The following is a 13,352-nucleotide window of genomic DNA, read 5'->3' as shown; positions in this document are numbered from 1 at the left end:
CTATCTTATTTTGTTTTGGATTCAGTCCCTTTGAAAACTATTGCCTTGGAAAGGAACGTATCGCGCAAGCTTTTCATTAGATCTTTTGTTGTCTGGCTGATGGTATTATTGGCCCAAGGATAAGGTGTAGTTGACAACAGTTCTTTAACATCTACATTGAAATTTATAGTAGAGGTTGAGGTGCCGCTGATTTCAATATTTTTATCAAATGCCACTTCTTTTTCAGCGCCAGTGTATAGCTCATTAGACCCGATATCCCACAACAATGCCTTTTTGTTTGGATTGCCATCCGCCCAATAGATATTTCCTTTGAGGTTCAGGAACTTGTAACTTGTAAACCACATCCATCCGTCGTCAAAGCCCATTCCATTCAGCACGCCCAGTTCACCAGTGGTCACCGAGAAGTTATCGTTATATTTAGGCTCTACACCGATCGAAAATTTGATGCTTTTATACTGCCCTACGGGAATATTTTTTAATTCGATTTCTTCTCTTTTTGTGGCTGGGTATACATCATTGGAATGATCCACGACCAATTCCTGGGTCTCCTCAACCAAATAATATGAATTGGGTACCAGTACTTCCTGTCCGGCGGCATTAATCAATTTGACATTGCTTACCCAATAGCGGAATCTATTAAAATCGAATTGAAGATTGTATGTACCACTTTCATTGGTTAGCTTGTAATCATATTTTTTGTTCAATTCAAAATCCTGATCGCCATACCTTGCATCAAACTTAAGTGTCGCTGTCCCTTGGCTATCCGTAAGAACTTCTTTGACAACTTCTTTCTCACAAGATGAAAGACCAAGACCTGCAATTGCGGTCAATAAAAAGACTAGATTTTTTTTCATTTTAATAATTTATTTTATGTTAGTTGGTTTTAAAACTATCGTAAACCTGGAAGCTATTATAGATTTAAAAAAACAGCCAGAAATTACGATAATCCCTATTTTTAATTTCAATAACTATTTAGTTACCTGAACATGGTACTTGATATCGTCCTGATTTGCTTTCTTCCCGTCTTTCCACAGTTCAACGATGATTTCCCATTGGCCGGCCATGGAAAAGTTGACCTCTCCTTCATAGTAACCACTTCCAATGGCTTCGGCGTCCTTATTCCCTGATGATCCATGCCCCATCGACGGCATATTTGTTGCTAATTTGATACGATATCCATCCAGTGCAGGGAAATGGTGGCCTTCCATTTTGTTCAGCAAAAATTTGATCGGATGCTTTCCCTGTTTTAAGGTATCGGGAAGCAGATTAGATACAAATACGCGGCTATCATCCCGTGTACCGGAGCTCATCGTACGCGTTGTCTTTGCGGCGGATACGGTCAGCTTTATGGCTATGGTATCTTTTTTCCCTTCCTTCTCAAGGATGGTATACAAGTGCCAGCCGGGTCCCATATCCGGTATATCGGCCATGATAAATACCATTGGTCCCTGATACCAACCCTCGCCCAAAGCAATAGGATGTTCAAAAGGTGCTCCATGCTTCATCATTCCCATATCCATCTGTGGGTAATAGTCAAGTGATGAACTATTGTAAGGTTTGCCATCTTTGTCCTTTACCTGTAAATAAATAGTATGATATTTATTGTCAAGTTTATCATCTGCATAGACTTTAAATGTCAGACCATTGTATATGGTATCAGAGATCGAAATAAGCTCAGATTCGTTAGGAATCTGTTTTTTGTCGGTATTTTTAGACGAACAAGCGATCGCCGACAAGGCAATTGAAAATGCTATAGTAAATTTGAAAACTAGTTTTGATAAATTCATTAAATTATATTTTGTTATCCTTTATTCAGCAAATGCTGGATATCGGTTATGATTTTTGGAATTGAATCTGTTTTTGTACCATCATACACTGCCCTGATACGAAAATCAGTATCGACAAGTGTAAAAGCGCCGCTATGGTCGAATCCTCCCGGAGCGTTCGGATCTTCCTGCGCGAACGAGAAATAACCGCCAGCACCAGCTAGCTTGTACACCTCGGCTTTCGGACCATTCAGGAAAAACCAATTGGAAGGTGCTCCCAGCTCTGCAGCATAACGCTTCAATATATAGGGCCTGTCGTATTTAGGGTCTACCGTGTGTGATACAATGACAACGCGGGGTTCATTCACAAAGTGTTTTGCGATTTGGAGTAAATTGCGGGAAGTGACGGGACAGATCGTGGGACAACGTGTGAAAAAGAAATCTGCTAGATAGATTTTTCCTTTCAATGTTTTTTTAGACACGATGGTACTGTCCTGATCAACCAATGCAAAATCAGGTATTGTATGGTATAGGGTATCTATAACCTTGGTTCCGCCCCTATCAGTTTCAGTAATCTCTCTTTCACCTAAAATGGGTAATCGATCTGAAATAGATGATGGCTTACATGCAATAAATTGGCATGCTAAAAATAAGGTCACAGATATTCCTATACGGGAATATGTGCTCATGATCTCTTGATTTAATTATTTTTGACACTCGCAATTGAAAAAGCCATCTCGTTGAATAGCTTATCAATTGCCACATGCGATTAAATATTTAAATCAATGGTGGATGGAAAATTGTAAAGATGGGATTGTACGCATAATCTTGTTTGTACTCTGGATAAGACAAACGAATGTAATCTTCGTTACTTAAGGAAGAAATATCAAAAGAAAAATTGTGGGAGTTGTCAATAAAGACTACGTCAATAATACGGGATTCAAGATTTTTTTGTTCATTCTCCTCATGTTCGCGCATTTTCTTCATCAACACACATTGCCCACGGCAGGAAAGTGCTTTTTCATTGAAGCGATTCACACATTCATTGCGTGCGATATAATCTCTATTCAATTCAAATACAGACCATAGCCATACATTTGAAAAACTCTGTAAGAGCATCAATGGCAGTAAAATCCATATGAATTGTTTCGCTTTCATGTTTAGTTAATCCGCCAAATATAAAGATGAAAGATGGAATAAGCAAACCTAATGCTTACTATCTTCAAAAAATCCGTAGAGTAATCTACCAATAAGCCATTTAACAAATAGCTAAGTTGGTCTCTTTCAATAAAAAATTTAAATCGAAAAGAGGCTGTATCATATGAAAATTGACATGTGATACAGCCTCTATGGATTTAACCAAACAAATCATGTCTGGCGCGATATACTGAAATTCTTACAGCAATTCTGCCAACTTATGCTCTAGCTCCTCGCCTCGCAGATTTTTAGCGACAATTTTACCCTGCTGATCGACCAACAGCGTAAACGGAATAGCCCGTATACCATACTGTTCGGCAGCCACACTTTTCCATCCCTTCAGGTCAGAGATCTGCGGCCATGACATCTTATGTTCGACTATGGCTTTCTTCCAAGCTTCGCTACTTTGATCCAGTGATATACCGACTATTTCGAAACCTCTGGACCTGTAACCCTTGTATGCCTCTTTCAAATGTGGCACTTCGGCAAGACATGGTGCGCACCAGCTGGCCCAAAAATCAATCAATGTGATCTTATTTTTGGAGACCTGATCCAAAAGGTCCACAACCTCTCCTTGTTCATTTGATAACTTGATATTCTGTACTGTTGCACCGATTTTTGTCTTCTTCATACTATCCACATATTTGCCGATAGCCTGTGCTATACCATTGTTAACTTTAGCTCTGCTAAAATCCTGTGTAAGGATCTCGAGTTGCTCGAGCGAATATCGCATATACTTATCTTCCAATAAAACCTTTGCGACTCCTGTTTTGATATTCTTCCGTATAAAATTAAACTCATACAGATCTTGTTCTGCCTGCAATTGTTTCATTGCCTTGTTTGCTGCTTCACGATCTGCATCGCTGGCTGTAGAATCGCTCGAAACCTCCCACAGTGGGTTAAGCATATCGCCCTGCTTCTCCTTCTCTAGCACAAAACTGTTCCACAATTCATTGTTAGCCGTACCCTTGACAGCAGAGCGCTTTTTGGGTATGATATCCGCTCGGATATTGCCATTTTCCAATATGAGATCCGTACCACCGATGTGCTGGCCTCCGCTCATGCAGACCACAAAACGCCAAACAGGCTCATCTTGCACACCTTTAAAGAGATATTTCCCTTTTGTAATCAAAGCGGTATCAAGCGGTAGCATGCCAAAGCCCTGCATTTCCACTAAAAAGACAGTATCACCTTCTTTTGCTCCCTCTACTGTTCCTTGTAAGGTATATCCTCCTTTTTTTGATGCGGCCAACATTATCAGCACCGCGGCAAATAATAAGGTTTTCGTCAAAACCCTCATCTTTTTTATCATCATTTGTTTAATTTTAAATTTAATCTTCTATTATATAATATCATTGTGCGGCCACATCCCGGACGAAACGTACGCTAAGCATAGCTTGATCGGGCTCCATACTCTCTCGGTAAACCTGCCCGCTGTTGTATAGAAGTTTACGATAAAAATAGTACTCCCCCTCTTTGGCCTCATCCTTTGTCGCTGTCCACAAAAAAGCATATGAGCCCATGAACCGGTATCCTGATGTTGCCATAACGGTGTAGGGTGTAAAATATCCACTCATCTTAATATCCAAACCACGCTCTGAACTGGTATGCTTCATCAAGTCAGCCACATGCTCTCCGCGCCAGTCCAATGCATTAGCCTGTGCAGCAGACATGCCTAACTCCTGTTCTAAGGCCTTCCAATCCTCATCTGTTGGAAGACGCCAGCCGGTTGGCACCGCCAGCTTTGCTCCTTCGATCGTATAGAGGTAACCATATCGAACCGCATTGTCTAACAACAATGACTGTCCCTGCTCCCATCCATACGATTGGTATATGGTGCAATTCTTTCTATTACCGGTATCAAACTGCGAATTTTCAACCGTCCATTCCAATCTCCCGTAGCGGACCCAGTTATACGTTAAGCCGTCACGGCTATCGGTAAAGGTCCCTCTCCCTGTTGGTATCACCACAGGTTTCAAATTGTCCTGCTTATCCGCACAGGCTACCAAGAGCATAGCAAGGACGATATAAATACATATCTTACAATATCTTTTCATCATTTCGTTATTATCTATTCAAATATCCTTCCTCGGTAAAAATCGTCTTCAACAACCGATACTTCTGCATGACCACTGGATACTGGGCATATTGCGCATTTACTTCCTCATCGGTACTCGTAAACACCAATTTTACATACGACTCTAAATCCTTTTCACGAGACGGAATAGAACCATATAATAAAAACAAACCTTCTATAAACCAATTTTGCACAATAAATCCGCGTTGAAGGAGTTCTCTTTTATTTTCCTCTTCTGTATAACTAACTACAGGAAACTGTGTACCGTACAACGTTTGACTGACCGCATAAAAACGCTGTGCTACGTCGTCAAGCTTTGCAACCTTATAGGCAACAGTCGTAGCAATTATCTGACTGGCCAAAACGCTCTTTTGGTTGTCCGACAATGTCGCAATACCACCAAGCGATACAGCGACACTACGCTCTCCCGCTATCGCAACTGGGTAGGATGGCATTCCTAGCACATCGATGATCTCAGTACTACTGGTTAGAAACCAAGAATAGGGTCGCAGCACGTAAGGTAGATCGGGCAATACATAATTTTTCATAAATGCAACAGACGCACGCTTCTCTTCTATACTTGGCAGGAGTAAATGCGTAAATGACTGTAGTCCGTCTACCGTACCTGCCAAAATATATCCCATATTCAAACGTTCTGTACGATATTGCTTGTCTCCATTATAATCGACGCCCAAAAATTCGTTACGCAAAGTATCATTAAATAAAAGATAGCTTTTCTCTTCGGTAAAGAATGATCTACGCATGATGGACTCTTCGTCAGTGGCAGATTCATTTGGTAGGAAATAAGCGCTCCGAGGATCTTCTTGCACCTTAAGCGGAGCCTCCTTTCGGCAAGATGTCAAACATCCTACAACGATTATTACTATAAAATAATTTAGGTTTTTCATGCTCTTATGGTTAGCGGGGTATTAAGGTAAATGTTCTCACGGGCCGTTGATTATTGATCATTCCCGTGTTAAAATCGATTACACTTTGTGGCAGTGGCAACGTGTATCCTGGATCATTCTCTTCTAGCACATACTGGCGGCGCTCTACCATAGTTGTTGAAACACGTCCTGAATAAACGGTATAATTATGGACAATCCGTTTGGATTGGGGAAGTACATTATTGACACCGTAACGGCGCAGATCGAACCAGCGGTGTCCTTCTAGCGCGAGCTCCAGACGACGTTCGGTACGTATACGCTGGATCAGCTCATTTCCGCCAGCTTTCACTTCATAAGCAGATCCTGCTTTATAGCGCTTACTACGCAACAGATTCAACGCTGCTCTGGCTTCACTTTCTCTATTGAGATATGCAGATGCCTCCGCCTTATTGAGGTAGGCTTCTGCTGTACGGTACAAGAATTTGTCAGATACGGGAGACAATACCGCTGTAAAGCCTGAACTGAAATATTGGTTGTTGTAATAACTGATATTACTCGGCAATGTTGCTGCCCCCGAAGAAGGTGTCTTAGTATACCCTACAAAATCTCCCATAGCCCAGTACCAGCGTGTTTTGCGCAAGTCATCATCACTGTAGGTTTGATACAAGTCATGCGCCACACGAAAACTTTGTACACTGTTTAACATATTACGCGGGACATCATTTCCTCCCATTGAAAAAATATTCTCTACTGATTCTTTTCGCAAGAAAGATCCCTGCGAACTGTTGAGGTCGACAAGTGCTGGACGAGCAGTGACAACTTTGTCGGCATAATCAAATGCCTTTTCCCAATGTTGCATATACAGATGTACGCGACTCAATAACAAATGAACGGTCGTAATGTCCGCCCTATACAGAGATCTTTGGGGGCCTGTATTATCCAATAGTTTTTCTGCCATCTTTAAATCTGATAGAATCTGATCATAGACCTCCTGCACAGTATTACGCTGATACAATACGTCTAATACTTCCTCCTGAATTTTGAGCGGTACGCCTAAGTCTGCGCTGGCAGTGGATGCTACATAGGGTTTAGCATAGAGATTGACTAACCAAAAATAGTATACAGCACGAAGAAATCGCGCTTCGCCTTCTACACGGTTGGCTCCCTGAATTTGGTCAGTGGTGGCCTTCGGTAATTTAGTGGCAGCCGCGATAATACTGTTGGCAACATTGATCAATTTATACGTTTCACTCCAAGCTTCATTTTCCGAGGCAAACCCTGTATTGCTTTCATTGACACCAACGCGTTGCTGCCACGTGTACTGGCCAAATATAAATTGTTTTGTATCATAAACATACTGCCCAGGTAAACCACCATTTTGTTCCTCCATTTCATCTCCCAGAAAGTGGATGAATCCGCCCATACTCTCCGTCTCTTGTACGGGAGCAGATTTCTTAACTGGATAATAAGCAGCTCCCAATAGCAGTTCATCCAAATCGGTATAGGCCTGTACATGATATTGGTCTTGTGAGACCTCCTCCAGGTATTTTGAACAGGCGCCGAGCGCCATGGTACTCAATAAAAATATATAATGCGATAATTTCATGGTATATTACTTTAGATAAGTCGTGAAGACTATAGATTGATATTAAGGCCAAACGTAAATGTAGGTGTATCTGTCAACTGTATATCAGAAAAACCACTTTGTGATGGCATCTGTCCTCGAAGACGTTTATCAGCAAATACATGGAGATTGGTCGCCCCCAGGGTTAATGCCAAACGAGACAACTTATATGGGGCAAGCATTTCCTTGGAAAACTCGTAGGTGAGTGATGCGCTATTGACCCGCAAAAAATTTGCATTAACGACCCTAGCGTCAGATAGATCATACATCTCCCAAGCGTTGGATCCAATAACGGCAACACCATTGCTTCCATTTGAACCCCAATGCTGTGTGTAATAATTATATCCGGGGGATGATGTACTCATAAGTGCAGGGATACGCGTCGTCAGCTCATCTCCGGGTTTCTGCCAGGCATCCAATAAATCCCTGTTGAAATTTCTTTCGGACGAGAAACCCGTCTGAACATTGCCTAATAACTTAAACAATCTCGTCTTAGCACCTAATCCATACACCAGGCCGATGTTAAACCGTAATGATTTATAACTTACTGTGTTATTTATACTACCCGTCGATGTTGGCATTCGCACACCACTTGGTTCTAGCACACGTGTATACGTATCGTATTGTCCTAATCCCACCAATTCGCTCTGCCGATCTTCCCAGTCGTCAAACAATGGACCACCATCAATAGGGCTAAGACCTACAAAACGATAAGAATAAAACGTCTCCACAGGTTGGTCCTGTACGACTGCCGTACCATTTAAGAAGTTACCTAACTGATACGTACTCTGCCCAGGAGCTGTCAACATGGTATTCCGTACTTTGGAATACGACGCTGAAAGCATCCACCGCCAATCTTCGCTTCTAACCGGCACTGTCGTCAGATTAATATTAAAACCTTTATTGGAAATCACACCGGAATTGACAATATAGGAAGTGTATCCATTGACATCGGAGATCGGCTTATCCATAAAAGCATCTACGGTACGCTTATGGTAGTATTCTGTTCCGACCAACAAACGGCCTTTAAAGAATATAGCATCAAGTCCAACATTGGTGGAATGTGTTTTCTCCCACCTCAGGTTTGGATTGGCCAACTTGTCTACTGTTGATATAGGCTCATTGTAATAAGCACTGTAACTTCCTCGCTGCAATGTTAGTACAGGGCTTTGATTGTCCAACATATTTCCTTGCTGTCCGTAAGATGCCTTCAAAGATAGATCATCAAGGTAAGCCCACTTACCATCCGCGTCCAACATACTTTTGATGTTAGCCATTGCCGACACCGACCATACAGGCAACAAACGCTCATTACTTCTATTCCCAAACTGATTAGAACCGTCAAATCGTGTATTTGCATTTAAGGTCAGATAATCGTTATAGGTGTATGCTGCCGTTGAATAGACCGACAGAAGGTTTCGCCTATTGTCCACTATTACAGGTCTATTTCGTAAAATCCAGTTGGTATAGTTTGTAAATGTAGCTGGAATATCCTCCACAAATTTACGTCCCCGCTCTAGAGAATATCCTCTTTGTATATCGGCATAACTCACATACTGCGTCGTATTGGCCTCGGTGCCCAACACAAAATTTAGGTAGTGCTGATTACGATTACCAAATGTCTTGTCAACATTTGCCTGCAGACGCGCGGTATAATTCTTGGTATTACTGTTTGTCTGAGACAATTCCCCTCCATATGGTAACAGACTATTTGCAGGAGGAGACTGTCCATATTCACTGAGGCGCAAATTGGACACATAAAATGATTGATCGCCCCAATAACTCTCCTGCACATTGTTGATGACGCCCCCTGACAACACGGCATTGATCTTTAACCAACTAGTCGCCTTAAACAGCGCATTGGCGGTCGCTGTCGTTCCATTTCCGTCAACTTTTTGAAAGCTATTTTCCAGTTCGTGCAGTATATTAAAATTCAGGTAGCCGACAGTTGGAACAGAACGCCTGTAAAATGCTTTAGTGCCGTCAGCATTGAAGGCAGGAATTACGCGGCTTGTACTATACGCATAATTAATTGGATTGATACTATTCTGCGTAAATTTCCTCTGATTCAGGTTTCCCTTTAGATTAAACTGCAAGGAGAATCGGTCGGACAGCGTCAGATCAAGATTGGAAGACACAGTATAACGTCTGTTATGAACATCTTTCACTACGTCACTTTCATCTGTATATCCGCCCGATATGTAATATCGTGTTGCTTGATTGCCACCAGACACGCTTAATGCATGATCTTGCGACAAGGAATTGTGGGTAAGGATATCAAACCAATCGGTGTTTCTTGTCGCGAGATTGGCTACCACAGTTTGAAATTGTTGCTCATTAAGGGCGCCAGAATAGAGATCGGATAAAGCTGCCTCATATCCGACCAACGGCATATCTAATGGGTATATAAATTGTTTAGATACTAAGTCCTGTGAGAATTGAATGCGCTCTTGCGAATTCATCAAATTGACACGTCCATCGGTGTATCGGGGACGCTGTCTTACCGTCATCTGAGTACCGTAAGCTATTAAAGGTTTTCCAACACGTCCGCGCTTTGTAGTCACGACGATGACTCCATTGGCCGCACGCGCACCATAGAGTGCTGTTGCAGCAGCATCCTTCAGTACATCCAATCGTTCGATATCCTGCGGATTCAATCCCGATATTGCATTACCTATCCGGTTTATGTAATCTGGATTATTTAACTCGTCTGCCGACAAATTAACCGGATCCGTCACGATGATACCATCGACCACCCACAGTGGCTCACGGTTACCAATGATTGTTGATGTCCCGCGTATCCTTAAGCGAGGTGTCGCGTTAACTTCCGAACTATTATTAAAAACTACCATATCTGGAATTCTTCCTTCCAGCATTCTGTTTAGGTCGGTGGCGCCAGGAATCTTAAGTTCATCCATAGTAACTGACGAAACGGATGCAGTCAGATTACGGCGTTTGATCTGTTGATACCCCGTGATGACAAGCTCTTCAATTTTGTTCTGTTTTAACTCTAAACGCACATCACCAAGCTGCGCATCGGTAGATCCGGCTTTTATGGATATTCGCTTAGGCTCCATACCAACAAACGTAATGATCAATACGACACTACGATCGGCTGGGATGCTTGCTAAGAAAGAACCATTGGCATCTGTAGATAACGAAAATCCTGTTGATTCCACCGCGATACTGGCCCCTGGCAATGGTTGCCCCGCATCATTGATTACACGACCACGTGCATAACGTTTCTGTACAACAGTTGGTCTATTGACCGCAGCAGACGTGGAAGATAGGGGCTTTGCTGCTTCTTTGGCACGCGTAATCAATACATATTTATCACGTACCGTGTAGTGTAGCCCAGCCCGCATACAGATAGTAGCCAAGGCCTCCGTGAGCGTTACATCTTTCAGACTGAGGTCTAAGTTTTGCTGCTTGTCGATGACTTCATCTTGATACATGATCGTTATATTCGACTGCTGTTTCACCTGATCCAATGCATTGATCACGGAGATGGCTCTTGCCTGGATGGAAATCCGATTCTGCTCCTGCGAATGTCCCATTACAACCGTATAGCAGAATAGAAATAAAGCCAACAGCTTGTACCGACTTGCGATGCCAAACCATAGTTTTTCGGGTTCATTTTTCTTCATAGATAATAAAAAAATAATTGGTGATTAGTTTGAAATCTTACTTATAGACATAAAGTCTACCATTTTCATTACGAAATTTTACATCTGAAATCTCCTGTATAATCTGTAAAGAATATGCGATTGAATTATCACGGAATAAGCTCCCGGTAAACTGAACATCTTTCAGCTTTGGACTCTGATAGACGACCTCAATTTCATACCATTGTGCCAGTTGCTCCATGATATCTTCGAGCTTTGCGCCATGAAATTCGAATACTCCATCCATCCACGAGATGTAGATGTCCGTATTGACAGTTTTGAGTGTCATGGGTGCGTCCAATTTTACACTGGTTGCTTGCTGTTGTGGTACGAGTACCAACCGGTCACGGCTATTCGATACCTCCACAGAGCCATGCACTAAGGTGGTCACGACAGGCTTGCTAGCGTACGCCGACACATTGAAACGGGTTCCGAGCACCCGGATGGTATTACCGCCACTCTTCACGTAAAATGCAGTACCATTTTTTTTCACATCAAAAAATGCTTCTCCCTCAAGTTCGAGTGTACGATTGGCTAAAAAATTAGCGGCATATCGGATCTTGGTATTCGCATTAAGCCAAACGATACTTTGGTCTGGTAGTACCAACTTAAAATTACCTCCACGCTGGGTTTGCACGGTATGATATATGGCAGCAGTACCAATACTATTAGCAGAGATCAGTTCTCCGCCATTTTTCAGACTTTTTACTTCGCCATCTGTTGAGGTAAATAATACGGGCTGGACTGACCTTTGGAAATCAAGCTGCTCTAGGCGATGATTCCCCTCTCCTGCTCGTTGGTATAGGATAGCGATAGTAGAGATAACGGCGATTAAGCACGCCGCCGCTATCGCGGCATAGCGAATGCGTATGCTTTTTTTACGTTTGTTGTAACGCGATCGGATTGAATTGTATGCGCTATCCGGATCTACAGATCTGTATGTTTCCTGCATAAGCTGCGTTTTGTACAACCGTATAAACGTAGCCATATATTGTCTATTTTCCTCATTATGCTCGACCCAAGCGTACAGTTCAGCATATTCATCTTTCGACAATGTGTTTGCTCTGTACTTGTGGAACAAGGTCACTATTTTTTCATCCATTTCAGGTTTTTTTATTGGATTGTTAACTGAAGGACGAAAGGATGTGGAAAATGGGTGACACGAAAATCAATAAAAAAGAAAAAAAGTTAAAATATTAATGTTGTTCTTTCGCAAATATTTCATCGCACGGGAAAGGTGGGTCTTTACGGTGTTCACAGAAATACCCATTTCTTCGGCCACTACCTTGTATTTTTTATTATCGACGACGATGGCAAGCAATACCCGGCGTTCCTGCGCGGGGAGACGATTGAGAAGATCGTGCAAGGCTTGTTGCTTTACCTTTAGTTCGCGCTCGGATACCTCCTCTTCTGCAAGATAGGCGGCTTCTTCCAGATCGGTAAACAGCTGTGTTCTATTTTTTCGGACATAGTCTATGGAAGCATTGCGCACAGCTCTAAAAATATAGCCACGAAGACTTTCTGTGGAGAGACGGTATTTCTTGTCTTCCCAAAACCGAAGCAATACATCCTGCACCAAGTCTTCGGAAACTTCAATGGCGTCGGTATACTGTACCGAGAACGCACATAATTGGGAATAGCACTTGTCTACAATCTCCTTAAAGATTTCCTCATCTTTATATAAAGTCCTATTCATCTTTAACCAAAGAAACTCAAGTTAACTGTCCGTAATTTTAAAAGGCTCTCAAGCCTTCAAATATACAAGTTGAAACCATAAAACGAAAAAAAGAGCATCGAACACGTATAAAAAAGAGCATCGAATACGTATCGTACGAATCCCCGTCGAGATTGTACTATTTTGGTTTTGAACAAGCGAACATCGCTATTTTAAATTTTGCGCTTTAGTTGGTTGCCAAGATTTATTGTGCATATCATTCTATTTGGACATTTGGTTTCGATTGGACAATGATTGAAGCATTAAAAATGGCTTCGAGAAAGATTAAAAGTAAAGTTGAGGCATACAGCTCTCAGCAGGGCGGTACCACAGAAAGGTTTGAATTATCGGAAATAGCTATGGTCGTCCAGTTTAGTATGGCTAATTCGATTACTTCGTTTAAAAACCAGAGCTAAGATGAG

At 42.0% G+C, this 13,352-nt stretch carries 12 protein-coding genes; 1 reads left to right on the top strand and 11 read right to left on the bottom strand.

Annotated elements, in window-relative coordinates; all coding sequences use genetic code 11:
* Window positions 1–5: 5 nt before the first annotated feature.
* The 11 genes from B3E00_RS14040 to B3E00_RS13990 all read right to left on the bottom strand — a co-directional run bounded on the left by B3E00_RS14040 (window position 6) and on the right by B3E00_RS13990 (window position 12,912).
* Window positions 6–854, bottom strand: coding sequence for an MbnP family protein (locus B3E00_RS14040; RefSeq protein ID WP_293938944.1), 849 nt, complete (start codon window positions 852–854; stop codon window positions 6–8).
* 114 nt (window positions 855–968) lie between these two features.
* Window positions 969–1,787, bottom strand: a complete 819-nt coding sequence (locus B3E00_RS14035) for a FixH family protein (RefSeq protein WP_293938942.1) — start codon at window positions 1,785–1,787, stop codon at window positions 969–971.
* Window positions 1,788–1,801: 14 nt separating this feature from the next.
* Window positions 1,802–2,455 carry an SCO family protein gene (locus B3E00_RS14030; RefSeq protein ID WP_293938940.1) on the bottom strand — a complete coding sequence of 218 codons (654 nt, stop codon included), beginning with the start codon at window positions 2,453–2,455 and terminating at the stop codon, window positions 1,802–1,804.
* A gap of 88 nt (window positions 2,456–2,543) precedes the next feature.
* On the bottom strand, window positions 2,544–2,924 hold the full coding sequence (locus B3E00_RS14025; RefSeq protein WP_293938938.1) for a hypothetical protein: 381 nt from the start codon (window positions 2,922–2,924) through the stop codon (window positions 2,544–2,546).
* A 238-nt stretch (window positions 2,925–3,162) separates the two neighbouring features.
* Window positions 3,163–4,278: a TlpA disulfide reductase family protein gene (locus tag B3E00_RS14020; RefSeq protein ID WP_293884870.1), complete on the bottom strand. Its 1,116-nt coding sequence runs from the start codon at window positions 4,276–4,278 to the stop codon at window positions 3,163–3,165.
* A gap of 37 nt (window positions 4,279–4,315) precedes the next feature.
* Complete coding sequence (locus B3E00_RS14015) at window positions 4,316–5,023, bottom strand: fibrobacter succinogenes major paralogous domain-containing protein (protein ID WP_293938936.1); 708 nt, start codon at window positions 5,021–5,023, stop codon at window positions 4,316–4,318.
* A gap of 7 nt (window positions 5,024–5,030) precedes the next feature.
* Window positions 5,031–5,948, bottom strand: a complete 918-nt coding sequence (locus B3E00_RS14010; protein ID WP_293884868.1) for a hypothetical protein — start codon at window positions 5,946–5,948, stop codon at window positions 5,031–5,033.
* Window positions 5,949–5,958: 10 nt separating this feature from the next.
* Window positions 5,959–7,533, bottom strand: a complete 1,575-nt coding sequence (locus B3E00_RS14005; RefSeq protein ID WP_293938934.1) for a RagB/SusD family nutrient uptake outer membrane protein — start codon at window positions 7,531–7,533, stop codon at window positions 5,959–5,961.
* A 29-nt stretch (window positions 7,534–7,562) separates the two neighbouring features.
* Window positions 7,563–11,198 (bottom strand): SusC/RagA family TonB-linked outer membrane protein, encoded by a 3,636-nt coding sequence (locus tag B3E00_RS14000; RefSeq protein WP_293938932.1) that lies wholly within the window; start codon window positions 11,196–11,198, stop codon window positions 7,563–7,565.
* A 37-nt stretch (window positions 11,199–11,235) separates the two neighbouring features.
* Window positions 11,236–12,318: a FecR family protein gene (locus B3E00_RS13995; protein WP_293938930.1), complete on the bottom strand. Its 1,083-nt coding sequence runs from the start codon at window positions 12,316–12,318 to the stop codon at window positions 11,236–11,238.
* Window positions 12,319–12,384: 66 nt separating this feature from the next.
* On the bottom strand, window positions 12,385–12,912 hold the full coding sequence (locus tag B3E00_RS13990; RefSeq protein ID WP_293884864.1) for a sigma-70 family RNA polymerase sigma factor: 528 nt from the start codon (window positions 12,910–12,912) through the stop codon (window positions 12,385–12,387).
* Between the two features lie 287 nt (window positions 12,913–13,199).
* On the opposite strand from B3E00_RS13990, the gene B3E00_RS13985 reads away from it, so the two are divergent.
* Window positions 13,200–13,346 (top strand): hypothetical protein, encoded by a 147-nt coding sequence (locus B3E00_RS13985; protein WP_293938928.1) that lies wholly within the window; start codon window positions 13,200–13,202, stop codon window positions 13,344–13,346.
* Window positions 13,347–13,352: the final 6 nt, after the last annotated feature.

Origin of the sequence: Sphingobacterium sp. UBA5996, assembly GCF_002429765.1 — a bacterium.
In the GTDB taxonomy this organism is placed as follows: Bacteria; Bacteroidota; Bacteroidia; order Sphingobacteriales; family Sphingobacteriaceae; genus Sphingobacterium.
The sequence above is the reverse complement of the archived record's forward strand: the minus strand, read 5'-3'. Positions and strand labels throughout refer to the sequence as shown.